Source organism: Aliiroseovarius sp. F47248L (assembly GCF_023016085.1).
Lineage (GTDB): Bacteria > Pseudomonadota > Alphaproteobacteria > Rhodobacterales > Rhodobacteraceae > Aliiroseovarius.
Genome location: NZ_JALKBF010000001.1, coordinates 20,576 through 43,202, shown reverse-complemented (window position 1 = coordinate 43,202; position 22,627 = coordinate 20,576). Strand labels below are relative to the sequence as shown.

Below are 22,627 nucleotides of genomic sequence, written 5' to 3'. Positions count from 1 at the left end.
TCTCAGGCTGTCACGCTAGAACATCCCCACTCGCAACGCACAAATCAGAAGGAGGCGTTACATGATCAATACCAGCGTTCTCCAACTCGCCTGTCGCGTTTCGGGTTTGTGGGGCATTTTCACCTCGTGATCTTCGCATCGCGCGCATGACGGCCCCGCTAAGCAGCCCGTGACGGGCATTTCTGACATCTCTGAAACAAGTGCGTCCTGACACCATATCTGTGTTCAAGGCTCGCATTCGCATCAGAGAGTCCCACTAACCACAATCCAACCCAAGAGGGCCGGTATCTTTGCCGGCAACCAACCCATGATGGACTCTAATTTTCATTCCGAGCCCCTGCGGCTCAACGATCTTGTTGACGATCTTGTCACCCGTCACGGCGCATGGCGCGTCGTCCGCGTCTTGATCGCGAACATGGTAACCCGGCGCCACCGGCGACCGCAGACAGATCACCTGTCCGATCACCTGCGCCGTGACGTGGGGCTTCCACCCGGGCATCCTCCGCCTCGGCTTCAAGGTCCAAGGTTTTAATTTTCCTGCCCCGTGGTTTTGATCGCGGGGCAGCGAAAATTTCTTGACCTCAAGTCTACTTGAGGTCTGACAAAGCACTGACATCGCGACAGGAGACGGATAATGGCTAAAACACTGACCCTACCACCTCGTGCTCACAAAATACCGTTTCGGCTTGAGGCCACGCTGATCGGGCTGATCAGGCGGCATGGTCGTTGGCGCGTCATCCGGGCCGCATTCTTTGCGCGGCCTCGCCGGCAGTTTGATCTGTACGGTATGCACCCCGCGCTGAAACGCGACATGGGCTTACCAACGGACTGTGCGGTCAAAGCACACCCTTGGCAAAACCTGCTTTAAGTGGCGCGCAACAGCGCGCCGTTTATACCGGGAACGCTTGCCAGATGCCTACAAAATGCTTAGACGCGCGCCCATGACCGATCTTATCAGCAACCAACTGGACGACATTCACTCGCTGTTTCACGGCGCGCCCTCGACCACCGAGTTCAAGAAGCTGCGCAAGCGCATCATGCGCAATGTGCGCGAGGCTGTAGACCAGTACGGTATGATTGAACGCGGCGCGAAATGGCTGGTTTGTCTGTCTGGCGGCAAAGACAGCTACACGATGCTCGCTGCCTTGTACGAGTTGAAATGGCGGGGTGTCCTTCCGGTCGACCTGCTCGCCTGCAACCTTGACCAGGGGCAGCCGGGTTTTCCGGCAACGGTTCTGCCCGAATTCCTTGAAAAGATGCAGGTGCCGCATCGGATCGAATACGAAGACACCTATTCAATCGTGATGGACAAGATCCCGCACGGGCGCACCTTCTGTTCGCTATGCTCTCGCCTGCGCCGGGGAAACCTGTATCGCATCGCACGCGAGGAAGGTTGTTCAGCCGTGGTTCTGGGCCATCACCGCGATGATATACTGGAAACCTTCTTTATGAATCTGTTTCACGGTGGACGATTGGCGACGATGCCGCCAAAACTGGTGAACGAAGAAGGCGACCTGTTCGTGTATCGCCCGCTCGCCCACGTCGCAGAGGCAGATTGCGAAAAGTTCGCCAGCCAGATGAACTATCCGATCATCCCTTGTGACTTGTGCGGATCTCAAGACGGATTGCAGCGTCAGCAGGTTAAGAAAATCCTCGATGGGTGGGAGGCAAATTTCCCCGGCCGTCGCCAGATCATGTTCAAGGCTCTGATGAACTCGCGCCCCAGCCATCTTCTGGACCCGCAACTGTTTGACTTCAAAGGTCTGATGCGAAGCCTTGCAGAAGATCATGACAATTAGCTCTAGTTTTCCTCGACGCATTAACTTCTGATTGACCACACGTTCCTACTTTGTCCGTTAGCAAGAGGCGCATCTGTATCGCCGCCTCGACTGCAAGACGCACGACAAAAGGAACCTGTCATGGCGGTAGTTCAGGGTGCTGAGCAAGTAAAAAAACGTATTCGCGCGATATTGACAGCGCCTCATTTGGCAGCCTTTCTGCCCGCGACCATGATCTTCGCTTATTGGTATGGTGGCGAGCATCTGATGGTTTTGGTCGCCATTCTGTTTCCAGGTCTGCTGGCCATTGGCGGCACTTTAACCCGCCCGTCACCGGCGTCGCCTCAAAAGATTGATGCGACCACTGGGCTGCCGAAACGCACCAAACTCATTGAACATCTGGACTTCGGGTTCATGCCAGACGCGGAATATGAAAAATCCTGCCTTGTCCTTGAAATCGACGAGATTACCAAATTGGCCGATCAGCTTGGACCTGTTGGTATTGAGCACGTGTTGCGTATCGTGTCTGGTCGTCTGCGGACAGCTTTGCGTGAAACAGATCTGGTCTGTGTGCTTGACGTGGGCCGGTTCGGGTTTTCAATCGACAAACGTCAGCGCGTCGACCTGGAAGCCACACTTCAACTGGCAGCCCGTCTACAGGCCGCGGTCAGCGACCCGATCTCGCTTGATCAAACACGGGTATTGCTGTCGTCCTGTCTGGGCTTCGCTATGCCCGGCCGCTCCCCCGAAGCCAATGGCGAAGCGCTACTTTCGGCAGCTGAAAGTGCGCTTTCATTTGCGATTCAGTCCGGCCCGGGATCGATTCGCGCCTTCTCAAACGGAATGGCACCCCGCGTCGGACGCATTGAGCACAACCGCGAAACGTTGCTTCGTGCGCTGGATGAAGGCCAGATCAAACCATGGTTTCAGCCTCAGGTCTGCGTAAAGACGGGGCGCATCACTGGGTGCGAGGCGTTAGCCCGCTGGCAACATCCAACTATGGGGCTGATCGCACCCGGAGCTTTTTTACCAGCCATCGCCAAGGCAGGACTACTGGAACGGTTGGGTGAAGTTGTGCTTTATGGGGCGCTATCGGCCGTACGCGACTGGGACAATGAAGGGATCAACGTTTCCACTGTGGCGGTCAATGTCTCAGCTGATGAGTTAAACAACCCCACGCTGAGCGACAAGATCAAGTGGGAACTGGACCGGTTCGATACCTCGCCAGAGCGTCTGGTTGTTGAAATTCTTGAAAATGTGATTACTCAAACGGAAGATGACGTTGCGATCCACAACGTTAAGGCGCTGGCGCTATTGGGATGCAAGATTGATCTTGATGATTTTGGCACTGGAAACGCCGCAATCGCCAGCATTGCACGCTTCAACGTCCATCGGATCAAGATCGACCGTTCTTATGTCACCCATATCGACACCGATATCGACCAACAAAACATGATATCGGCCATCCTGACCATTGCGAAGCAATTGGACATTGGAACCGTGGCAGAGGGAGTCGAAACGCATGCGGAACATGCGATGCTGGCAACGTTGGGTTGCGACCATGCACAGGGCTATTCAATCGCAAAACCAATGCCAGCCGAAACGTTCCTGCAATGGGCTTTGACGCATGAGCAAAAAAGGACAGCGGATGTGGTTGTTCCCAAGCTCGCATAAGACACGAAACCCCGAGAATCCACACGGGGTGCGCCCTAAAACTGCTTGACCTTTTGCGCCCTGCCCTGTTGAACCACTCTGACCGAAATTGATGAGTGGTAGGCCCCGATGGACGACCAAAATAAGAACCTGATCCTCGCAACAGTGCTGAGTTTTCTCGTCATCACTGGATGGATGATCATGTTTCCACCGGCAGATCCCGTCGAAGGCACCACGCCGACTGAACAAGTGACTGCCGAAGGTCAAGTTGTCCCGGCCCTTCCTGACGCCAACAGCGCGACCGCCCCTGCGGCTACGACAGCCGATGTGTCAGCCGAACAGGCAAATGTTGGCCGCGTAGAAATCGACACACCCGCGCTCGCCGGTTCGATCTCGCTTCTGGGCGGGCGGCTGGATGACCTAAAGCTTAAGGACTATCACGTCGAACTTTCGAAAGAGAGCGACATCGTCAAACTGTTGCGCCCCACCGGCGAGGCCGAGGCTTACTACGCGCTCTATGGCTGGACACCCGGCGGACAGACGACACTTGAAGACGTCCCCGGACCAACAACCATCTGGTCGGTAGAAGCTGGCACCAAGTTGACACCGCAAACACCAGTTACACTGCGTTGGGAGAATGGCAGTGGCCTGATTTTTCGCCGCACTGTGTCAATCGATGAAAATTTCATGTTCACGATCAATCAATCGGTCGAAAACACCGGCACAACCGCCCACCGCATGGCACCCTATGGCGTTTTGGCGCGTCATGGCGAACCGTCAAACCTTAAAGGGTTCTTCATCTTGCATGAAGGCGTCATCCGTCAGGTCGATAAAGAGTTAGAGGAAACGGACTACTCTGATGTGGCTGATCTTTCCTTTGATGACCGCGAAGGTGCGAAGGCTGATGTGGTTCAGGTGGAAGAAAACGGTTGGGTCGGCTTTACAGATCACTACTGGATGACCACTCTGATCCCGGAACCGGGTCAGGGCTTTACCTCGGTCGTGCGCTATGCCGAAAAATCGGATATCTATCAGACCCAAATTCGATTGCAGACCCAAGATGTCGCGCCCGGTGCCTCTGCTAGCGTCGAGACCCGTTTGTTTGCCGGCGCTAAGGAATGGGAAACCATCCGCAACTATCAGAACGAAGACGGTATCTATCGCTTCATCGACTCCATCGATTGGGGCTGGTTCTTTTTCCTGACCAAGCCGATTTTTGCCGTTCTGCACTGGCTGAATGCCGTTATCGGTAACATGGGCTGGGCCATCATCGGCCTCACCTTGGTCATCAAAGCGATCCTGTTCCCGCTGGCCTATAAATCCTATGTCTCCATGGCGAAGATGAAAGAGCTTCAGCCCGAGATGGAGAAGTTAAAAGAACGCGCAGGCGATGATCGGGCAAAGCTGCAGCAGGAAATGATGGAGCTCTATAAGAAGGAAAAGGTTAACCCTGCGTCGGGCTGTCTGCCGATCCTGCTTCAGATCCCAATCTTCTTCTCGCTTTACAAAGTTATCTTTGTGACGCTGGAACTGCGCCACGCCCCGTGGATCGGTTGGATCAAGGACCTTTCGGCGCCCGACCCCAGCTCAATCCTTAACCTGTTTGGCTTGCTGCCCTATGCACCTCCGGGCCCAGAAAGCCTTCTGGCGATCCTGTCGCTCGGCGTCTTACCGATTATTCTTGGTATCTCGATGTGGCTGCAACAGAAGCTGAACCCAGCCCCCACCGATGCTACGCAGGCGATGATCTTTGCGTGGATGCCCTGGGTCTTCATGTTCATGCTGGGTCAGTTTGCCTCTGGTCTGGTGGTTTACTGGATTGCGAACAACACGATCACGTTCATTCAGCAATACACAATCATGCGCAGCCATGGGCACAAACCTGACGTGTTGGGCAATGTGTTGAAGACCTTCAAGCGCAAGTCGAAGGATGCGAGTTAATGGCGCATGTCGCCGAAATCTGGCGACATCCCATCAAGTCGCACGGGCGAGAAGCGCTGTTGAACGTAATGTTGAGGGCGGGCGAATGCCTGCCCTACGACCGTCATTGGGCCGTGGCGCTCGAAGCCGCAAAGCTGGGCGATTCTGGCCAATGGGCTCCTTGCGTGAATTTTTCGCGTGGGTCTAAGGGTCCTTTGCTGATGGCACTGAATGCCAGCTTTGATCCCGTCAGCAACACGGTCACACTGACCCATCCACACCAACCCGGCATCACGATCAACCCGGACCTACCTGATGTCAACGCGCGGTTTCTTAAGTGGATCACGCCCCTTTGCCCGCCCGACCGGGCAGCACCTGCGCGCATCATTAAGGCGGATCGGGGCATGACGGATACGGATTTCCCCTCGATCTCGCTGATCAATCTGGCGTCACACAAAGCAGTGGAGGAGCATCTGAGCCAAGAACTTTCGCCGCTGCGCTGGCGCGGAAACCTGCAACTTGCAGGGCTTGATGCGTGGGACGAAAAAAGCTGGGTTGGCAAACACATTCGGGTCGGCGAGGCCGAGATGGAGATACGCGAAGAGATCACACGTTGTCTTGCGACCACCGCGAACACCCGCACAGGTGAACGTGACGCAGATACTTTGGGGGCTTTGAAGCAGGGCTGGGGACATCAGGAATTTGGCGTTTACGGCTACGTCACCAAACCCGGCATTGTGCATGTCGATAGCCCGGTTAAGGTGATTTCATGACCCAACTTCCATTCCCCTTAGCCGAAGAACCCGATCAGCAAGAGCAAGAGGCCGGTCGGCTTTTGTTTGCTGCCGAGACCGATTTTGTTAAAGGTGTTGTCGCAATGGACGGGCTGCCCGCCCCGGACCGGATTGAAGTCTGTTTTGCAGGACGATCTAACGTAGGGAAATCAAGCCTGATCAACGCCTTGACGGGTCGCAAGGGACTCGCACGCGCGTCAAACACGCCAGGCCGGACGCAAGAGATAAACTTCTTCACGACGACGAATGGCCCCTATCTGGTGGACCTTCCCGGCTATGGTTATGCAAACGCACCGGTAAAGGTGGTCGAGAAATGGCAGCGGCTGCTGAAATCTTACCTATCGGGGCGTCAAAACCTGCGCCGTGCCTTCGTTTTGATCGACGCCCGCCACGGCGTGAAACCCGTGGATGACGAGATCATGTCGCTTTTGGACAAATCCGCCGTCACATTCCAAGCGGTGCTGACCAAAGCGGACAAGGTGAAAGAAAAAGACCGCGAGAAGATGCTGGCTCAAGTGCGAAGCGCACTGTCCAAACACCCGGCGGCCTTTCCGGAAATGGTGCTCACATCCTCGGAAAAAGGCCTGGGCATCGAGACTTTGCGCGCCATCATCGCGTCGCTGGACTGACCAAGCAACTGCCTACACGTGCTGGGCACCATTTACCTCGATCTCGGTTCCCGAGATGTAAGAGCTGTCATCCGAACACAAGAAGTAGATCGCGGCGGCGACCTCCTCGGGTTGGCCGAGGCGGCGCATGGGAAGTTTCTCGACAATTTTTTCAGTTCCAGGCGACAAGATCGAGGTTTCAACCTCTCCGGGCGCGATCGCATTGACCCGGACGCCGAGTGGCCCGAAATCATGCGCCATTTCTCGGGTCAGCGCGGCAAGAGCCGCTTTCGAGGTCGCATAGGCCGCGCCAGCAAATGGGTGCACGCGCACACCCGCGATCGACGTCACATTCACCACAGCCCCTTTGGCCGCCGCTAGTTCGTCTTTCAACCCCCGCGCCAGAACCACAGATGCAAAGAAGTTCACATGGAACACCTTGCCCCAATCCATCAGGTCGGTGTTCAGCGTGCTCAGCCGCTCTCCATTCGGCCTCTTCGGAGAGATACCGGCGTTGTTGACCAATGCGTCAAGGCGACCATCCAGCTTTTCTTGGATGACCCCAACGGCATTTATCGTATCGGTGGGGTCGGACAGATCCAGCTGCACGTGATCTTCGCCAGCACCGCCCCATGGGCATTCTTCGGGTATGGGATGACGCGAACAGGTAATGACCCGCCAACCTTCAAGATTGAACCGGCGCACGGTTGCGTGACCAATCCCACGGCTGGCTCCGGTCAGAAGAAGTGTCTTTTGTCGTTCGGCCATGATCCGGGTTCCCATCGCTTGGTTTCGGCGCAACCCTATCAGCACACGGACAACGTGCAATGGGCCTTGGCATGGAGGAACCAACGCTCTAACACGGTGAGGCACAAGGATAACGGAATGAAGACCCAAGATATGAACCGCGATTGGATCGCCACCGCCCGCACACTGTCCCAAGCCCTGCCGTATCTGCAGCGCTATACCGGCGCGACCGTTGTCATCAAGTTTGGCGGCAATGCCATGGGTGATGACGAAGAAATGGCCAGTTTTGCGCGCGATATTGTTCTGATGCGGCAGGTCGGCGTGAAACCTGTGGTCGTGCATGGCGGCGGCCCAATGATCAACGCGATGCTGGACCGGTTGCAGATCAAAAGCGAGTTTGTAAACGGCAAGCGAGTGACCGATGCGGCCACCGTTGAAGTGGTAGAGATGGTTCTGTCCGGCGCTGTCAACAAGCGGATTGTGCAGGCCATTAACGCCGAGGGCGGCAAGGCAGTTGGTCTGTCGGGTAAGGACGCTGGGCTGGTCACATGCGATCAAGCCAACCCGGATCTGGGCTTCGTTGGCACGCCCGTGGATGTGAATGTCTCGATCCTGCGCGATCTGGCTGCCGCCGAGGCTATTCCCGTGATCGCACCCTTGGGCGCTGGCCGAAATGGCGAGACCTATAACATTAACGGCGACACGATGGCGGGTGCTATTGCTGCTGGTTTGAAGGCAGATCGCTTGCTTCTTTTGACCGATGTTGAAGGTGTGAAGAACGCCGATGGCGCTGTCCTGACCCAGCTGACGCCCACGCAGATTCGCGATATGACGGCATCTGGCGTGATTGCGGGCGGGATGATTCCCAAGACCGAGACCGCACTGGCAGCAATCGAAGGTGGTGTTCGGGCGGTCGTTATCCTTGATGGTCGCGCACCCAATGCCTGCTTGTTGGAGCTTTACACAGATCACGGTGCCGGGTCGTTGATCCGCGCCTGATCGACTTGGCACCGCTTTTCGCGCGAATGTGTCTTGCGCTCAGGGTGCCAGACCATAACTTCATCCCATGGAATACGAGCTTTTTCTTCGGTTGGGCACCTTTCTTGGCCTTTTTGCGCTGTTTGCAATCATCGAGGCCAAGGTGCCGCGTCGCCCACGCACCCAGCCGCGGCAAACACGCTGGTTTACCAATCTGTCCATCATCGTGATCGACAGCCTGACCCTACGCCTGATGGCGCTGTTGATGCCGCTATTGGCAGTGGGCGCAGCACTGGACGCGGAAGCACAGGGGTGGGGCGCATTCAACGCGCTTAGTCTTCCGATGTGGGTCAAGATTGTCGCCTCCATGCTCCTCCTCGATCTGGCAATCTGGGCGCAACACGTTGCATTTCACAAGGTGCCCGTTCTGTGGCGGCTGCACCGGGTGCACCATGCCGACCGCGACTTTGACGTCACCACCGCACTTCGGTTTCATCCGGTCGAAATTGCGGCCTCCATGATCATTAAAATCGGCATGGTGTACCTGCTGGGTGCCCCCGCCCTTGGCGTGATCTTGTTCGAGGTCGTTCTGAACGGATCAGCCATGTTCAACCACGCGAATATGCGATTGCCGCTTGGAATGGACAGATGGCTTCGGTTGATTTTGGTCACGCCAGATATGCACCGCGTCCATCACTCCATTCATAGAGATGAAACAGACAGCAACTATGGCTTCTGCTTGTCGATCTGGGACCGTATGTTCAAGACATACACAGATCAGCCCCGTGATGGGCATGATGACATGGTGATTGGGCTGCAATGGCAAGACGACAATCCATCAAAGCTGGGCTGGAGCCTGATGCTGCCGTTTCGACGGAAGTGACCATTGACACCCTGACGCGCGATGTACGCGCCCGACAGATGGATGTTTTTGGAGCTTTGCATGATGGACCGGATACGGTGATCCTTTTGGGTCCGTATGAGCCGGGATTCTGGGCCTGTTTCATCGATTGCCTCGAGTACGCGGATGGCTTGCCAGACCCGATGGACCGCTGGTCAAAATCCGTGATCTCTGACTTGGCAGACCGCTGGGCGGGTCAGGCCATCTTTCCCTCGGACGGGCCACCCTATCCACCGTTTTTCGACTGGGCACTGCAATCAGAGCGGGCGTGGAAATCACCAGTGACGCTGTTGGTTCATGACACGGCGGGCTTATGGGTCAGCTATCGCGGTGCAGTGCGGCTGTCCGGTCACCTGGACTTGCCGCCCACTGAAATATGTCCCTGCGACGGCTGCTCTGCTCCGTGCCGAACGGCCTGTCCCGTAAGCGCCTTGGAACCTGAGCGGTACGATGTCGACACATGTCTTTCACACCTCAACGGGGCGGACAGCGCCGATTGCATGGAAACTGGCTGCGCCGCGCGCCGTGCTTGCCCCATCAGTCTAAACTATGGCAGGTTGGCTGCTCAGTCTGCATTTCACATGAAAGCGTTTAACCCAACATGACACTGACTTTGATTCTGACCCGGCATGCAAAATCCAGCTGGGGTGACGCTGATCTGGACGATCATGCCCGGCCGTTGAACAAGCGTGGCCGCGCTTCGGCCAAAGCAATTGGACGTTGGCTTGCCACGCAAGGACGTGTGCCGGAAACCGTCCTGTGTTCGGATGCCGAGCGCACGCGCGAAACCTGGGCGCTGATTGCAGATAAGTTCATCAAGACACCTAAAGCACAATATCTGCCCGCGCTTTATCTGGCGAACCCCGAGGTCATGCTGGCGGCCCTTAAGACCGCGCAGACGGACACTGTGATGATCGTTGCCCACAACCCCGGTTCGGCCTTCATGGCTCGGCGTCTAGCCGCTAAACCCCACCCACACCCGAAGTTCAATCACTATCCGACCGCCGCAACGGCAGTGATCGAGTTTGACGCGGATAAGTGGAGCGATGTGGAATGGGGTACCGGTCGCGTGGTCGATTTCATCGTGCCGCGCGAATTGATCTGAGGCGAACGCCCTGTAAAGAAAGGGTAGATGATGGATAGTTGTTCAGCCGGTTGCCTGTGTGGCGCAGTACGGATCACTGCTGTTGGCGTGCCTCTTCGCGTCGGAATCTGTCACTGCCTCAACTGCCGCAAACACCACGGAGCACTGTTCTTCGCAGCAGCGATCTTCTTGCAGGATGCTGTGAGTATCATGGGCGAAACAAGCAGTTACGAAGGGCGTCATTTCTGCCCCATATGTGGTTCTTCCGTATTTGCCCGAAGTTGGAACGAGATTGAAATTCACCTTGGCGCGCTCGACCACCAAAGCCAATTCAAACCCGGCTATGAATTATGGACCGAACGAAGAGAAGATTGGTTGCCGAGATTTCACGGTACCCGCAGATATCGCCAAAATCCCAATCCAAACGATCAGGAAACAGACTACTGAATAGGGGCGCTGCCCTTCGCTGCGGAACTGCTCACCCCGGGATATTTTTCGCCAGAAGAAGCCTTGGTAACAAAAAACCCCGCACAGGAACACATGCGGGGTTTCGTGTTTGGTCTCAGCGCGGATCAGAGGATCTGGCTGAGGAACAGTTTGGTGCGTTCGTTTTGCGGGTTGTTGAAGAACTCGTTGGGTTCGTTCTGTTCCACAATCTGACCGGCATCCATGAAGATCACACGGTTGGCGACCTCTTTTGCAAAGCCCATTTCGTGGGTCACGCAAAGCATGGTCATGCCTTCTTCGGCAAGCTCCACCATGGTTTCCAGCACTTCCTTGATCATCTCGGGATCAAGCGCCGAAGTTGGTTCGTCGAAAAGCATAATCCGCGGCATCATGCACAGCGAACGCGCAATTGCCACACGCTGCTGCTGACCACCCGACAACATGCCCGGGTATTTATGGGCTTGCTCGGGGATCTTTACCTTCTCGAGGAAATGCATCGCCACCTCTTCGGCCTCTTTGCGGGGCGTCTTGCGCACCCAGATCGGCGCGAGCGTGCAGTTTTCCAGTATGGTCAAGTGCGGGAAGAGGTTGAAGTGTTGAAACACCATCCCCACTTCCGAGCGCACCTTATCGACGTTTTTCAGGTCCGACGTCAGTTCGGTCCCATCGACGATGATTTTTCCTTCCTGATGCTCCTCGAGTCGGTTGATGCAGCGGATCAGAGTCGATTTACCCGATCCAGACGGCCCGGCGATAACAATCCGTTCGCCCTGATATACGGTTAGATCGATGTCACGCAGCACGTGGAAAGCACCATACCACTTGTTCATGCCGCTGATTTCAATTGCGACCTCGTCCGACACTTCCATTTTTGAACGATCGGCTTGGGTTTCGAGTGTAATAGAAGACATAAGTCTCTCCTTTAACGGTGGTCCGTGCGAAGCCGGCGTTCGAGATACATCGAATAACGCGACATCGAGAAACAGAAGATGAAGAACATGAATGCGATGAAGCCGTAAAGCTCCCACACAACTCCGTTCCAAGCCTGATCTGCACGGATGGCATTTGACAAACCCAGCGGGTCAAGAAGGCCGATGATCGACACCAGCACAGTGTCTTTGAACACGCCAATGAAGGTCGACACGATCCCGGGGATCGATATCTTCAAGGCTTGCGGCATGATGATAAGGCGCTGCGCCTTCCAGTAATCAAGCCCCAGCGCATCCGCAGCCTCGTATTGGCCTTTCGGAAGTGCTGCAAGCCCACCCCGAACCACTTCGGCCATATAAGCCGCAGCGAAGAGCGTCACCATGATCAGAACACGCAAGATGATGTCAAAATTGGTACCGGGTGGCATGAAGATGTTCAAAAGCGTTGAGGCGACGAACAAAAGCGTGATCAACGGCACACCGCGAATGAACTCGATAAAGCCGACACACAGCGCTTTGACGATCAACAGGTCCGATTGACGCCCCAAAGCCAGAACGATGCCAATGGGCAGCGAGCAAGCAATGGCCACGACCCCGATGGTGATCGACAGCATGAAGCCACCGAAATTTCGGCTTTCAACAGTCTCAAGCCCGATGGGAATGATGCTATGCATGAGTTCTGCGAACCCAACTGTGAAGACCAGCCACCAGGCCAATGCGGCCAAGACAGCGATGATCAACCCAGCCAAAGTGCCTGTGATGGGCGCGAGAAAGCGAAACGCAAAATAGCCGACTACAAAGCCCAGAGCGGCACCGATTGGCATCCAGACCGACCCGCCCCAAAGCAACCAAGGTGCGATGAAGGGAAAGATCGCCGAGAAAACAAGCGGATTGGGCAATCGCTTGGCACCGGACGCAATTTGGGCGGCACGATCCTCTTTCGTGGTCGAAAACGCTTTGAAGCCGATAAAACCTGCAGTACCCAGCAATGCCAAACCAACGATGATCCCCAGCACGCCTCCAAGATAGAGAGCGGCCAGTCCAAGCACTGCCGACAGCAGCACCCAGTTCATCCGACGCGAGATCATGTTAAACAGCACCGGGATCAGCGCCACGAACAGCAGTGCGAAGGCTACGATTGGCCGCCAGCGTTCTGCTTCAGGATAAAAACCGAATAGCAACTGTACCCAGCGCTCCCGGATCACCCCCCAGCAGGCGGAACTGTGGCCACCGTCGGCACCGAAAATCTCGCGACATTCGTTCAGGGACGTGCTGTTCCACGTTGGTGAAAACACCCACGGGATCAGAAATGATAGTACCGACCAAAGAAAGATGAGCGACAGTATGGTCAGGATCGAGTTGCCGATCCCGTTGAACAAATTGACGCGTGCCCAGCCCACGATGCCGATCTGCGATGCAGGCGGAGCGCGTTCGGGCAACATTTCAGAGCGGACGTAAGATAGATCAGACATATCAGCGCTCCTTCAGCTTCACGGATTCGTTGTACCAGTTCATCACCGCTGAGATGGTCAGCGAGATGGCCAAATACACCAGCATGAGCAACAGAACCGTCTCAAGCTCGCGGCCCGTCTGGTTCATTGTGATGCCACCCAAGGTGCCCGTGATGTCCATGTAGCCCACGGCAATCGCCAGCGAACTGTTCTTTGTTAGGTTCAGGTAGTTCGAGATCAGCGGCGGAATGATGACCCGCAAAGCCTGCGGTAGGACCACAAGGCTCATCGTGCGATTGGGACGAAGGCCCAGCGCGCCAGCGGCTTCGGTTTGTCCTTTCGAGACAGCCAGAATGCCAGCCCGGACGATCTCGGCGATGAAGGCGCCTGTGTAAAGCGACAAGGCAAGCCACAAGGCGATCAAAGAGTTTCTCAGATGTGTACCGCCCTGAAAGTTAAAGCCCTTCAGTGCGGGATATCCCAGATAGAACCCCAAAACCCCCAGCACCAGCAGAAACGGCACAGCAATCGCGACCAAACGCCAATGCCATGTGCGGGGGCGCACGCCAGTGGCCTCCTGAATGATATCTGCGCGGCGTTTGATCAGAACCGAAGTTAGAATGCCCGCTATCAACACAGCCAATAGGGTCAGCAGATCAAGACTGACATCAAAACGAAGACTGGAGTTGCCAAGCAGATGGATGTCGCCAAGGCTGCGCGAAAACAGTGGCTCGGGAATGTATACCCCGCGGTTGGTAATGGCCACGCTGTCCCACATTGACATGGTGGCTTCACCCTTACGGAACGCGCTGGGTTGCGGCAGCGTTTCAATTAGCACCGCCATTATGAAAACGATCCAAAGCAGGACAGGGACGTTTCGGAAACCTTCCACATAGACGGCAGATAGGCGCGAAATCATCCAGTTTGGCGACAGGCGCAGCACGCCGATAACCACCCCAATCACCGTTGCGGCAACACAGCCCATCACGGCGACAAGAAGTGTGTTCAGAAGCCCCATAAGCGATGCACGCAAGTGGCTGTCTTGAGAGTTGTAATCCAGAAGACGCTGGTTGATGTCGTAGCCGGCAGGTTCCATCATAAAGCTGAAACTGGGCTCTTTCCCAAGATCGGCCAGGTTTTGAGCGGTGTTTGACAGCAGCCAGCCAATAAGCATCAGAAAGCCGATCAAGGCGACAATCTGGATGGTCATCGAGCGATACCGGCTGTCATACAACAGCATGGATAGCCGAAACTTGCCCTGATGAGGGTCGGTTATAGTTGTCATAGATGACGTCCCCGTTGCCCTTGGCTTTGTTTCTTTAAGATGCGGATTTTACCGCTGTGCCAAGGTGCGTTCAGATAGATACGAAAAGGGCGTGGGTAAACCACGCCCTTTCCAAGAATGTTATTACCGGAACGGCGGCGAATAGATCAGACCGCCATCTTTCCACTGAGCGTTCAGGCCGCGGGCCAGAGCGATCGGAGTGCTTTCGCCAATGTTCTTGGCAAACAGCTCGCCGTAGTTGCCGCCCGCCATGATGGCGCGCTTGGCCCAGTCAGCGTCGAGGCCGAGCATTTCACCCAAGTTGCCCTCGGTGCCCAACATGCGGTTGATTTCCGGGTTGTCGCCGGGTGCAGCCGACAGCTCGCCGATATTAGTCGACGTGATGCCCAGCTCTTCTGCCGAGATCAGCGCATTCAGTGTCCAGCGAACGATGTCGCCCCACTCGTTATCACCGTGACGGACCAGCGGGCCCAGCGGCTCTTTCGAGATGATTTCAGGCAGAACGACGTGTGCCGAAGGGTCTTCGAAGGTTGCACGCGTTGCAGCCAGACCCGAAGCGTCGGTGGTGTAGGTGTCGCAAGCACCGGCAAGGTACTGTTGCTGACCTTCAGCGTTGGTTTCGATCGGCACGGGCTCGTAGCTGATATTGTTTGCGCGGAAGAAGTCCGCCAGGTTCAGCTCGGTGGTGGTGCCGGTCTGGATACAAACGGTTGCACCGTCCAGATCCTTGGCCGAGCTTACACCCATCTCTTTCGAGACAAGGAAACCTTGGCCGTCATAATAGTTCACGCCGACGAAGTCGAACTTCAGGTCGACATCGCGCGACAGCGTCCAGGTGGTGTTACGTGCCAGCATATCGACTTCGCCAGAAGCCAGAGCTGTAAAGCGTGTTTTGCCGGTGGTCGGAACAAATTCGACCGCGTTAGCGTCGCCAAGAACGGCAGCAGCCACAGCGCGGCAGATGCCGACGTCGAAACCTTCCCACTTGCCGTTTGCATCCGGTGCGGCGAAGCCGACAAGACCGGTGGTCACACCACAGTTCAGCTTGCCACGCGCCTTGACGTCATCAAGGGTCGCAGCTGCCGAAGCGCCAGCAGCGATGCTGGCGACAGTCAGTGCGCCAAGAAAAACGGATTTTTTCATGTTTACCTCTTCCTGATAGTTACCCGTAGTTTCGGGCTGAATTCGCAACCATTGTGGCCGCAAGATGTTAGCGAAAGGATTGAGCCCTTTCGGCATGGGGTGGAGTTTGAAAGAATTGATCAGTTATCGTCAAGGGCAACATCGCGAAATGCGATGCCTAACCTAGGGGAAAGCAAGAATATTATCGAAGCTAACGCATTGGTTGCGTTATGTTTCGCGGCGACATGCGTGGAAGAACCATGCCGCGTTCACAATGTCGATACGTTTTTTCTCTGCAAGTTCCGAGGCTTCTTCGTCCACGCCCCACTGTTCCTCTTGCCAGGTTTCGTCCAGCCGGGACAATTCCCATGCCTGCTCAACAGATATCCTTTCGGAGGTAACCGCCAGCGCCAGCACAAGCGATCCGCTGATTGCTACCAGATCGTGGAAGCCTGCCAGCTCGAATTCCGATAGCGCATGCACCTGTACCGAGAGCCGAGAGAGCGCAACGCCATCCTGCGGTTGATGCACGATTCCCGCCACAGGCTGCAACCGTGCACCCAAATCTTTTGCCGCCCATTCCAACATCGGATCCCAGAGATCAGACTGTCGGGCCACCAACTCTTCCGGATGTGTCGCGCGGTAGCACAGCAGATCGCTATCACCATAGGCGGCCAACATGTCAGCCACATCGTCAAATTGATGTGCCACTTTGTCCAACGCCGAATTTGCCGTGCGGGTGACTGGCATGGTGCCGGGATCAACCTTGTCGACCTGAGCATCCCATTCCTCGGCGATTGCCTTAGCCAACGTCAAAGTCGGCACGCGCAGAAGTTTTTTAGCGGGCGTCTTGATAGAGCGACCATCCAATTCGACCGAGTATCCACCTTCGGTTTCTACGACCTGTGCCTGCTTCCAGAACCGTTTTGCTGCCCAGTCGCTCATACTGTCCCCCAAAGTTCGTCCAAGGCCGCTGCGAGATCTGCATAAGTATCAATCAACAGATCGGCCCCGGCTGCAATCAACCCTTCCCGCGGGTGATACCCCCAGGTGACACCGATTGTGCGATAGCCCGCAGCGCGGCCCATTTCCATATCGAAACTGGTGTCGCCAATCATCACGGCATGCGCAGCATCGGCTCCGGTTTCCGACAGCGCGGCACGCAACATCGACGGGTGCGGTTTCGACGGGTGGTTGTCTGCCGTTTGGCTGGTGACAAAAAAGTGGCGAAGATTGTGAGCGTCATAGGCATGATCCAACCCGCGGCGCGCTTTACCAGTGGCCACACCCAACAGCACCTCATCCCGTCCATGCAGATGCTCCAAGGCAGCGCGCGCGCCGGGATAAATCGGCGCAGACGCCTCGCCACCCATTTCGGCGCGCAACTGGATAAACATGTCTTTGTATTGATGTGCGGCTTCGGCAACCTCGGCTTCTGACAGTCTGGGCACAAGTCGTTGGATCGCGTCATGCAGCGACAGGCCCACGATCGACAGAACCTCGGCCCGTGTGGGCAACGCAACGCCCATCGCACCAAACGCCCTATTCATTGCTTCGACGATGAAATCCTGACTGTCGATCAGCGTGCCATCGACATCGAAGACTGCCAACCGCAACGGCGTATCGCTCATTCCAGATCCTCGAACGGGTCGGCGGGCACGTCACCATCCTGCCACCCCATATAGTCCCACGTGCGCTGCATATGGTCGGGCAGAGGTGCGACAATCGTCACCTGCTTTTTCGTGACAGGGTGCGTAAATTCGATCGAGCGGGCATGAAGATGAAGCTTTTTCGACAGCTCACCCCCCAATTGCGCACCCCAACCGTCACCAAGGTTTTCTTGGCTCGACCCACCGTATTTCCCATCCCCGGCAATCGGATGACCAAGCTCGGCCATATGGGCGCGAAGCTGATGAGTTCGGCCTGTCACCGGCACCAACGCGACCCATGCCGCACGGCTGGCAAGTGTCGTCAACACTGCATAATCGGTGGTCGCACGCTTGGCACCCGGTGTTTCATCGACATGTCGCGGATGCACGCAAATCATCTTTTCCGCCTCGCCTTTGCCGCCATGGCCGGGCGCTTTAACAAGCCCCCAGCGCAACGTGCCCCAACGTGGCTGCGGCACACCTGCCACCAAGGCCCAATAGATCTTGCGAGTGTCGCGGGATCGGAACGCCTGCGTCAGCTCTGACGCCATTTTCTGGCTGCGCGCCAGAAGCAGAACGCCGGATGTGTCCTTGTCCAGCCGATGCACAAGGCGAGGTTTGTCATCGCGACCGAACTTCAGTGCTTCGGCCAACCCATCCACATGACGTGTCTGTTTGCTGCCGCCTTGGCTGGGCAGTCCCGGCGGTTTGTTCAATGCAATAATATGATCATCTCGATACAACACGCAGGATTGGATCAGTTTGGCATCAGCATCGGACACGCTCGGCTGAGCTTTCGGACGCTCTTGCCCAGCTTCCGGCACCGGCAATGGGGGCACGCGCACTTCGTCCCCCGGCGCAATCCGGGTCGAGGTTTTAACCTTCGCGCCATTGACGCGAAATTCGCCTTTGCGACATCCCTTTTCGATCCGACCCTGTCCCACATGCGGGAACACCCGCTTGACCCAGCGGTCCAACCGTTGCTCGGCTTCGTCTGGGCCGATTGTGATTACCTGAACACCGCTCATGCCAGCACCATACGCGCGACCTGTAGACCTGCGACAAGGCCGGCCAGCGACAGAATCACAGACCCGAACACGTAACCACTGGCGGCGGCGATCTGTCCCCGCTCATATAGCGTGATCACATCCAACGAAAACGCAGAGAAAGTAGTAAACCCGCCCAGTAGGCCGGTCATCAAAAATGGCGCTACCGCTTGACCGCCTTTGCGGGTCAGCGTGACCACCAAAAGGCCCATCAGGAACGAACCAAGTATATTAACGACCATCGTACCCGCAGGGAAACCATGGCCCAGCCATCGCGTGACGGCGTTGCCCGTCAGATACCGGGCCGACGCGCCGATTGCGCCACCAAGGGCAACTTGAAGAAGGGGTGTCATCATGCGGTCTGACTGAGGCCACAAGCCGCTCTTGTCAAGCGCTAGGGTGGTCGTTGCGCCCCACTGACCGCGCAGGCTGACTTAATCTATCCGCTTGGATCGAAGCCGCGCGAAATAGTCGACACGCTTCTTCAACTCACGTTCAAACCCTCGCTCAACCGGCACGTAATACACACCACGCTTGATCCCGTCGGGGAAGTAGTTCTGCCCGGAAAAGCCATCAGGCGCGTCGTGGTCATAGGCATATCCATCCCCGTAGCCCTGATCCTTCATCAAGGACGTCGGTGCGTTCAGGATGTGTTTGGGTGGAGGTTCCGACCCTGTTTTCTTTGCTGCTGCCATTGCCGCTTTGTACGCGACATAAGTCGCATTGGATTTCGGCGCCAGCGACAAATAGGTGACCGCCTGCGCCAGCGCTAATTCACCTTCGGGGCTACCTAAACGCTCATAAGTCTCCCACGCGTCCAGACAGACCCGATGGGCCTGCGGATCAGCCAGACCGATATCCTCGACCGCCATTCGCGTGATGCGTCTGGCAAGGAAACGGGGGTCTTCGCCACCTGTAAGCATCCGGGCAAACCAGTAAAGCGCGGCGTCCGGGTCAGACCCTCGCACCGATTTATGCAGCGCCGAAATCAGGTTGTAGTGTTCATCCCCTGATTTGTCATAGATCGTCGCGCGTTTCATCAAACGCTTGGACAGGCTTTCGACATCCAGCTTACCTTCAACCTTCCACGCAAAGACCTGCTCGATAAGGTTCAAAACGGCGCGGCCATCTCCATCAGCCATTTCCAACAGTGCCTCACGGGCTTCACCAGTCAGCGGTAAGGGGCGGTCGAGTTCTTTTTCGGCCCGCTGGGCAAGCCGTTCCAGATCAGCAAGCGTCAGACGAGTCAGCACCAAGACCTGCGAGCGTGACAACACAGCAGCGTTCAGCTCGAATGACGGATTTTCCGTGGTCGCGCCGACCAATAATATCGTGCCGTCTTCCATATGCGGCAGGAACCCATCCTGCTGTGCTTTGTTGAAGCGATGGATTTCATCCACGAACAGCAACGTGCCTTGTCCGTTAGATCTCCGATGCCGTGCAGCCTCGAACACCTTGCGCAACTCGGGCACGCCGGTGAAGATCGCGCTGATCTGGATAAAATGCAGGTCGGTTTCCTGTGCCAGCAGGCGCGCGATTGTGGTCTTGCCAACACCGGGCGGCCCCCAGAAGATCAACGACCCAAGGCTGCCCGCTGTAAGCATTGTGCCAAGCGGCGCCTCCGGCCCCAGAACCTGCTCTTGTCCGATGACCTCGGACAGGGATTTCGGCCTAAGCCGATCGGCCAAAGGGCGCGGCGCGTCTTTTCCACCTTCGGACGTCTTGGACGCAGGATCATTATCAAACAGGTCAGCCATGATCCAAATCTAAGGATGCCGCCCGCCAGTTGAAAGGCGAAAACCGCCGCTTTGCGTGGGTTACAGAAGGTTATATTCTTGCGCGCGTTGAATTGCTTCGGCGGTTGTTCGCACAAACAAGCGTTCTCGCGCGCTGCGCAACCGTGCCTTCAACGCACTTTCCGATATGCCCAGAAGGGCGGCAGCCTCAGCATGTCTGCTGCCTTTGGCAATCAGGCGCAATGCCATTCGTTGCGCGGAGGTCAGGTGTTCGGGCGGCGTCGACTTCTCGTGCAACTCCACTACCAGATCGTGGATTTTCTTGATTTCGTCATCTGTGAATTCCCGATCGTCCCGTGCGAAGCCGCCGATGGTGCGCGATGCAGTGGACCCGTGCGAAACCGCCACCCCGAATTTCAGACCAAAGCCCCCTGCTTGCGACAGGATCCCATGCGGGTCAGGCAAGTTCAATTCGCTCCACCGGATGGAACCTTCGTTGCCGAAGCCCCAAAACACCATAGGGTCCGCCAACATATACCCTTTTTCGGTGTAAAGCTGGCTCCAACGTGGGTCATAGGTCTGAATCATGATATGCGCCGAGGCATACCGAATATGCAGCCCCAACGCATAGCCTTTTGGCGCCAAGTCAGACAGCTTGGCCAAACCTTGATCAAGGCCAAATTCTTCGACCATCGTTCGTATCCCCAATCCCCACACCTATCCTTTTAGACAGTCGCGCTGGAGTCAAACAACCCTAAATTGTTTATTCAGTTTTTCTGAGCGCGCAATGACTTTTTCTGCAGATCTTACGCGATCAACAAATAAAAAAACCCCGCGCAGACAGCGCGGGGCTTCCTAAATCCCGTTGGGGATAATCTTTATTCGCCTGCCGCGTCAGCAGCTTCTTCTGCTTCCAGACGTGCACGATCAGCAGCGCCTTTGGCGTCTGCGTCGCGGTCAACAAACTCGATGATCGCCATCGGCGCCATATCGCCATAGCGGAAGCCAGCTTTCAAAACGCGAACGTAGCCGCCTTGGCGTTCAGCAAAACGTGGGCCAAGGACGTCGAACAATTTGGCGACGTGCTGGTCTTGCTTCAGGCGCGACGCGGCCTGACGACGGGCATGAATGTCGCCGCGCTTGGCCAGCGTGATCATCTTCTCGATGATCGGGCGCAGTTCTTTCGCTTTCGGCAGGGTCGTTTTGATCTGTTCGTGTTCGATCAGCGAACCAGCCATGTTTGCAAACATCGCTTTGCGGTGTTCATGTGTGCGATTCAGGCGGCGGTAACCACGAGCGTGACGCATTTTCTTAATCCTTCTTTGGTGCTCTTGAACGAGCGGTGCTTTGTCCGAGAACCGATGCGTGTCGGTCCCTCTCCTTGGGGCAGGATTGCCCAGATGTTCCCCGCATCAGGCGGGCATTAAGGGGCCACCGAAGCAGCCCCTGAATACTTTAGAACTGGTCTTCGAATTTCTTGGCCAGCTCTTCGATGTTCTCAGGCGGCCATTCTTCGACATCCATACCGAGGTGCAGACCCATGCCCGAAAGCACTTCTTTGATCTCGTTCAGCGACTTGCGGCCGAAGTTCGGTGTGCGCAGCATCTCTGCTTCGGTCTTCTGGATCAGATCACCGATATACACGATGTTGTCGTTCTTCAGGCAGTTTGCCGAACGGACAGACAGTTCCAGCTCGTCCACTTTCTTCAGCAGAAGCGGGTTGAACTCAAGTCCGTCATCTTCGTCTTGGCGACCAGCTGCTTCCGGCTCGTCGAAGTTCACGAAGATCGACAACTGATCCTGAACGATACGCGCAGCGAATGCGACGGCATCTTCCGGCGTGACCGACCCATCGGTCTCCAGCTTCAACGTCAGCTTGTCATAGTCCAGAACCTGACCTTCACGGGTCGGCTGAACGTCATAGCTGACTTTCTTGACCGGCGAATAGATCGCATCGACCGGGATCAGGCCGATCGGCGCATCTTCCGGCTTGTTCTTGTCCGACGCGACATAGCCTTTACCGGTGTTAACGGTCAGTTCCATGAACAGGTCGGCGCCATCGTCGAGGTGACAGATCACGTGATCTTTATTTAGAATCTCAATGCCAGCGGTTTCCGAGATGTCTCCAGCAGTGACAACCATGGGCCCTTTGGCCGAAATCGACAGACGCTTGGGGCCTTCGACTTCCATGTTGATCGCAACACCTTTGAGGTTCAGAACGATGTCGGTCACGTCTTCACGCACACCTGCGACCGAGCTGAATTCGTGCAGCACATTGTCAATCTGAACTGATGTAATAGCCGCACCTTGCAAGCTGCTCATCAGAACACGGCGCAGGGCGTTGCCCAGAGTCAGACCAAAGCCACGCTCCAGCGGTTCTGCGACCACGGTTGCCTGACGCGCAGGGTCGTTGCCGGGTTTAACTTCCAGCTGTGTCGGCTTGATCAGTTCAGCCCAATTTTTATGGATCATGCGTCCCTCCATACCAGTCCTGTCCCC

Annotated in this window: 25 protein-coding genes; 11 read left to right on the top strand and 14 right to left on the bottom strand. The window is 56.2% G+C overall.

The features are described 5' to 3' along the window. Positions 1-256: 256 nt before the first annotated feature. Entirely contained in the window at positions 257-499 is a 243-nt protein-coding gene (locus tag MWU51_RS00310) for a hypothetical protein (RefSeq protein ID WP_247032993.1), read from the bottom strand. A gap of 135 nt (positions 500-634) precedes the next feature. Between MWU51_RS00310 and MWU51_RS00305 the strand changes: the two genes are divergently transcribed. The 6 genes from MWU51_RS00305 to yihA all read left to right on the top strand — a co-directional run bounded on the left by MWU51_RS00305 (position 635) and on the right by yihA (position 6,774). Continuing rightward, positions 635-868 (top strand): hypothetical protein, encoded by a 234-nt coding sequence (locus tag MWU51_RS00305; protein ID WP_247032987.1) that lies wholly within the window; start codon positions 635-637, stop codon positions 866-868. 85 nt (positions 869-953) lie between these two features. Then, positions 954-1,799, top strand: coding sequence for a tRNA 2-thiocytidine(32) synthetase TtcA (gene ttcA, locus MWU51_RS00300; protein WP_247038621.1), 846 nt, complete (start codon positions 954-956; stop codon positions 1,797-1,799). Positions 1,800-1,919: 120 nt separating this feature from the next. Beyond that, a complete protein-coding gene (locus MWU51_RS00295; protein ID WP_247032985.1) occupies positions 1,920-3,452 on the top strand; it encodes a bifunctional diguanylate cyclase/phosphodiesterase in 1,533 nt (510 codons plus the stop codon). Between the two features lie 108 nt (positions 3,453-3,560). Further along, positions 3,561-5,372, top strand: a complete 1,812-nt coding sequence (yidC, locus tag MWU51_RS00290; protein WP_247032983.1) for a membrane protein insertase YidC — start codon at positions 3,561-3,563, stop codon at positions 5,370-5,372. Then, positions 5,372-6,124 (top strand): MOSC domain-containing protein, encoded by a 753-nt coding sequence (locus MWU51_RS00285; RefSeq protein WP_247032981.1) that lies wholly within the window; start codon positions 5,372-5,374, stop codon positions 6,122-6,124. The genes yidC and MWU51_RS00285 overlap by 1 nt, the downstream gene beginning before the upstream one ends. Further along, positions 6,121-6,774 (top strand): ribosome biogenesis GTP-binding protein YihA/YsxC, encoded by a 654-nt coding sequence (yihA, locus tag MWU51_RS00280; protein WP_247032980.1) that lies wholly within the window; start codon positions 6,121-6,123, stop codon positions 6,772-6,774. The genes MWU51_RS00285 and yihA overlap by 4 nt, the downstream gene beginning before the upstream one ends. 12 nt (positions 6,775-6,786) lie before the next feature. Here the strand turns inward: yihA and MWU51_RS00275 are convergent, their stop codons facing one another. Next, entirely contained in the window at positions 6,787-7,521 is a 735-nt protein-coding gene (locus MWU51_RS00275) for an SDR family oxidoreductase (protein WP_247032974.1), read from the bottom strand. Positions 7,522-7,638: 117 nt separating this feature from the next. Here MWU51_RS00275 and argB point away from each other — a divergent pair, with 117 nt between their 5' ends. From argB to MWU51_RS00250, 5 genes are all read left to right on the top strand, one after another. Further along, positions 7,639-8,499, top strand: coding sequence for an acetylglutamate kinase (gene argB / locus MWU51_RS00270; protein ID WP_247032973.1), 861 nt, complete (start codon positions 7,639-7,641; stop codon positions 8,497-8,499). Positions 8,500-8,566: 67 nt separating this feature from the next. Next, entirely contained in the window at positions 8,567-9,361 is a 795-nt protein-coding gene (locus tag MWU51_RS00265) for a sterol desaturase family protein (protein WP_247032971.1), read from the top strand. Next, positions 9,298-9,984, top strand: coding sequence for a ferredoxin (locus tag MWU51_RS00260; RefSeq protein WP_247032969.1), 687 nt, complete (start codon positions 9,298-9,300; stop codon positions 9,982-9,984). The genes MWU51_RS00265 and MWU51_RS00260 overlap by 64 nt, the downstream gene beginning before the upstream one ends. Further along, complete coding sequence (locus tag MWU51_RS00255; protein WP_247032966.1) at positions 9,981-10,484, top strand: histidine phosphatase family protein; 504 nt, start codon at positions 9,981-9,983, stop codon at positions 10,482-10,484. The genes MWU51_RS00260 and MWU51_RS00255 overlap by 4 nt, the downstream gene beginning before the upstream one ends. 30 nt (positions 10,485-10,514) lie before the next feature. Beyond that, entirely contained in the window at positions 10,515-10,910 is a 396-nt protein-coding gene (locus MWU51_RS00250) for a GFA family protein (protein WP_247038619.1), read from the top strand. Between the two features lie 125 nt (positions 10,911-11,035). On the opposite strand, the gene MWU51_RS00245 is transcribed toward MWU51_RS00250, so the two are convergent. From MWU51_RS00245 to MWU51_RS00190, 12 genes are all read right to left on the bottom strand, one after another. Beyond that, the gene (locus tag MWU51_RS00245; protein WP_281502622.1) at positions 11,036-11,821 is read right to left on the bottom strand and encodes an amino acid ABC transporter ATP-binding protein; all 786 of its coding nucleotides are present in this window, start codon (positions 11,819-11,821) and stop codon (positions 11,036-11,038) included. A gap of 11 nt (positions 11,822-11,832) precedes the next feature. Beyond that, on the bottom strand, positions 11,833-13,311 hold the full coding sequence (locus MWU51_RS00240) for an amino acid ABC transporter permease (protein ID WP_247032964.1): 1,479 nt from the start codon (positions 13,309-13,311) through the stop codon (positions 11,833-11,835). Position 13,312: 1 nt separating this feature from the next. Beyond that, entirely contained in the window at positions 13,313-14,575 is a 1,263-nt protein-coding gene (locus MWU51_RS00235; RefSeq protein ID WP_247032963.1) for an ABC transporter permease subunit, read from the bottom strand. Between the two features lie 123 nt (positions 14,576-14,698). Continuing rightward, positions 14,699-15,718 (bottom strand): amino acid ABC transporter substrate-binding protein, encoded by a 1,020-nt coding sequence (locus tag MWU51_RS00230; RefSeq protein WP_247032962.1) that lies wholly within the window; start codon positions 15,716-15,718, stop codon positions 14,699-14,701. Between the two features lie 207 nt (positions 15,719-15,925). Continuing rightward, on the bottom strand, positions 15,926-16,642 hold the full coding sequence (locus MWU51_RS00225) for an ATP12 family protein (RefSeq protein WP_247032961.1): 717 nt from the start codon (positions 16,640-16,642) through the stop codon (positions 15,926-15,928). Beyond that, complete coding sequence (locus MWU51_RS00220; protein WP_247032959.1) at positions 16,639-17,328, bottom strand: HAD-IA family hydrolase; 690 nt, start codon at positions 17,326-17,328, stop codon at positions 16,639-16,641. Before MWU51_RS00220 ends, MWU51_RS00225 begins: the two co-directional genes overlap by 4 nt. Continuing rightward, positions 17,325-18,374, bottom strand: a complete 1,050-nt coding sequence (locus MWU51_RS00215) for an RluA family pseudouridine synthase (protein WP_247032957.1) — start codon at positions 18,372-18,374, stop codon at positions 17,325-17,327. The genes MWU51_RS00220 and MWU51_RS00215 overlap by 4 nt, the downstream gene beginning before the upstream one ends. Beyond that, positions 18,371-18,748: a fluoride efflux transporter CrcB gene (crcB, locus tag MWU51_RS00210; RefSeq protein WP_247032955.1), complete on the bottom strand. Its 378-nt coding sequence runs from the start codon at positions 18,746-18,748 to the stop codon at positions 18,371-18,373. Before crcB ends, MWU51_RS00215 begins: the two co-directional genes overlap by 4 nt. Positions 18,749-18,826: 78 nt before the next feature. Then, a complete protein-coding gene (locus MWU51_RS00205) occupies positions 18,827-20,149 on the bottom strand; it encodes a replication-associated recombination protein A (protein ID WP_247032953.1) in 1,323 nt (440 codons plus the stop codon). 60 nt (positions 20,150-20,209) lie between these two features. Beyond that, positions 20,210-20,821 (bottom strand): autoinducer binding domain-containing protein, encoded by a 612-nt coding sequence (locus MWU51_RS00200; RefSeq protein WP_247032951.1) that lies wholly within the window; start codon positions 20,819-20,821, stop codon positions 20,210-20,212. 185 nt (positions 20,822-21,006) lie between these two features. Continuing rightward, positions 21,007-21,435 (bottom strand): 50S ribosomal protein L17, encoded by a 429-nt coding sequence (gene rplQ, locus MWU51_RS00195; protein WP_247032943.1) that lies wholly within the window; start codon positions 21,433-21,435, stop codon positions 21,007-21,009. A 148-nt stretch (positions 21,436-21,583) separates the two neighbouring features. After that, positions 21,584-22,600, bottom strand: coding sequence for a DNA-directed RNA polymerase subunit alpha (locus MWU51_RS00190; protein ID WP_247032942.1), 1,017 nt, complete (start codon positions 22,598-22,600; stop codon positions 21,584-21,586). Between the last annotated feature and the right edge of the window lie 27 nt (positions 22,601-22,627).

What these genes read in the sequence shown, in the direction of transcription:
- MWU51_RS00295 (WP_247032985.1), top strand. Translation starts at nt 1,920, where the DNA reads ATGGCGGTAGTTCAGGGTGCTGAGCAAGTAAAAAAACGTATTCGCGCG.
- MWU51_RS00240 (WP_247032964.1), bottom strand. Translation starts at nt 13,311, where the DNA reads ATGTCTGATCTATCTTACGTCCGCTCTGAAATGTTGCCCGAACGCGCT.
- MWU51_RS00245 (WP_281502622.1), bottom strand. Translation starts at nt 11,821, where the DNA reads ATGTCTTCTATTACACTCGAAACCCAAGCCGATCGTTCAAAAATGGAA.
- MWU51_RS00235 (WP_247032963.1), bottom strand. Translation starts at nt 14,575, where the DNA reads ATGACAACTATAACCGACCCTCATCAGGGCAAGTTTCGGCTATCCATG.
- MWU51_RS00220 (WP_247032959.1), bottom strand. Translation starts at nt 17,328, where the DNA reads ATGAGCGATACGCCGTTGCGGTTGGCAGTCTTCGATGTCGATGGCACG.
- MWU51_RS00310 (WP_247032993.1), bottom strand. Translation starts at nt 499, where the DNA reads ATGCCCGGGTGGAAGCCCCACGTCACGGCGCAGGTGATCGGACAGGTG.
- MWU51_RS00200 (WP_247032951.1), bottom strand. Translation starts at nt 20,821, where the DNA reads ATGGTCGAAGAATTTGGCCTTGATCAAGGTTTGGCCAAGCTGTCTGAC.
- yihA (WP_247032980.1), top strand. Translation starts at nt 6,121, where the DNA reads ATGACCCAACTTCCATTCCCCTTAGCCGAAGAACCCGATCAGCAAGAG.
- MWU51_RS00305 (WP_247032987.1), top strand. Translation starts at nt 635, where the DNA reads ATGGCTAAAACACTGACCCTACCACCTCGTGCTCACAAAATACCGTTT.
- rplQ (WP_247032943.1), bottom strand. Translation starts at nt 21,435, where the DNA reads ATGCGTCACGCTCGTGGTTACCGCCGCCTGAATCGCACACATGAACAC.
- MWU51_RS00285 (WP_247032981.1), top strand. Translation starts at nt 5,372, where the DNA reads ATGGCGCATGTCGCCGAAATCTGGCGACATCCCATCAAGTCGCACGGG.
- crcB (WP_247032955.1), bottom strand. Translation starts at nt 18,748, where the DNA reads ATGATGACACCCCTTCTTCAAGTTGCCCTTGGTGGCGCAATCGGCGCG.
- MWU51_RS00260 (WP_247032969.1), top strand. Translation starts at nt 9,298, where the DNA reads ATGGCAAGACGACAATCCATCAAAGCTGGGCTGGAGCCTGATGCTGCC.
- MWU51_RS00275 (WP_247032974.1), bottom strand. Translation starts at nt 7,521, where the DNA reads ATGGCCGAACGACAAAAGACACTTCTTCTGACCGGAGCCAGCCGTGGG.
- MWU51_RS00205 (WP_247032953.1), bottom strand. Translation starts at nt 20,149, where the DNA reads ATGGCTGACCTGTTTGATAATGATCCTGCGTCCAAGACGTCCGAAGGT.
- MWU51_RS00215 (WP_247032957.1), bottom strand. Translation starts at nt 18,374, where the DNA reads ATGAGCGGTGTTCAGGTAATCACAATCGGCCCAGACGAAGCCGAGCAA.
- MWU51_RS00265 (WP_247032971.1), top strand. Translation starts at nt 8,567, where the DNA reads ATGGAATACGAGCTTTTTCTTCGGTTGGGCACCTTTCTTGGCCTTTTT.
- argB (WP_247032973.1), top strand. Translation starts at nt 7,639, where the DNA reads ATGAAGACCCAAGATATGAACCGCGATTGGATCGCCACCGCCCGCACA.
- MWU51_RS00225 (WP_247032961.1), bottom strand. Translation starts at nt 16,642, where the DNA reads ATGAGCGACTGGGCAGCAAAACGGTTCTGGAAGCAGGCACAGGTCGTA.
- MWU51_RS00190 (WP_247032942.1), bottom strand. Translation starts at nt 22,600, where the DNA reads ATGATCCATAAAAATTGGGCTGAACTGATCAAGCCGACACAGCTGGAA.
- yidC (WP_247032983.1), top strand. Translation starts at nt 3,561, where the DNA reads ATGGACGACCAAAATAAGAACCTGATCCTCGCAACAGTGCTGAGTTTT.
- MWU51_RS00250 (WP_247038619.1), top strand. Translation starts at nt 10,515, where the DNA reads ATGGATAGTTGTTCAGCCGGTTGCCTGTGTGGCGCAGTACGGATCACT.
- MWU51_RS00230 (WP_247032962.1), bottom strand. Translation starts at nt 15,718, where the DNA reads ATGAAAAAATCCGTTTTTCTTGGCGCACTGACTGTCGCCAGCATCGCT.
- MWU51_RS00255 (WP_247032966.1), top strand. Translation starts at nt 9,981, where the DNA reads ATGACACTGACTTTGATTCTGACCCGGCATGCAAAATCCAGCTGGGGT.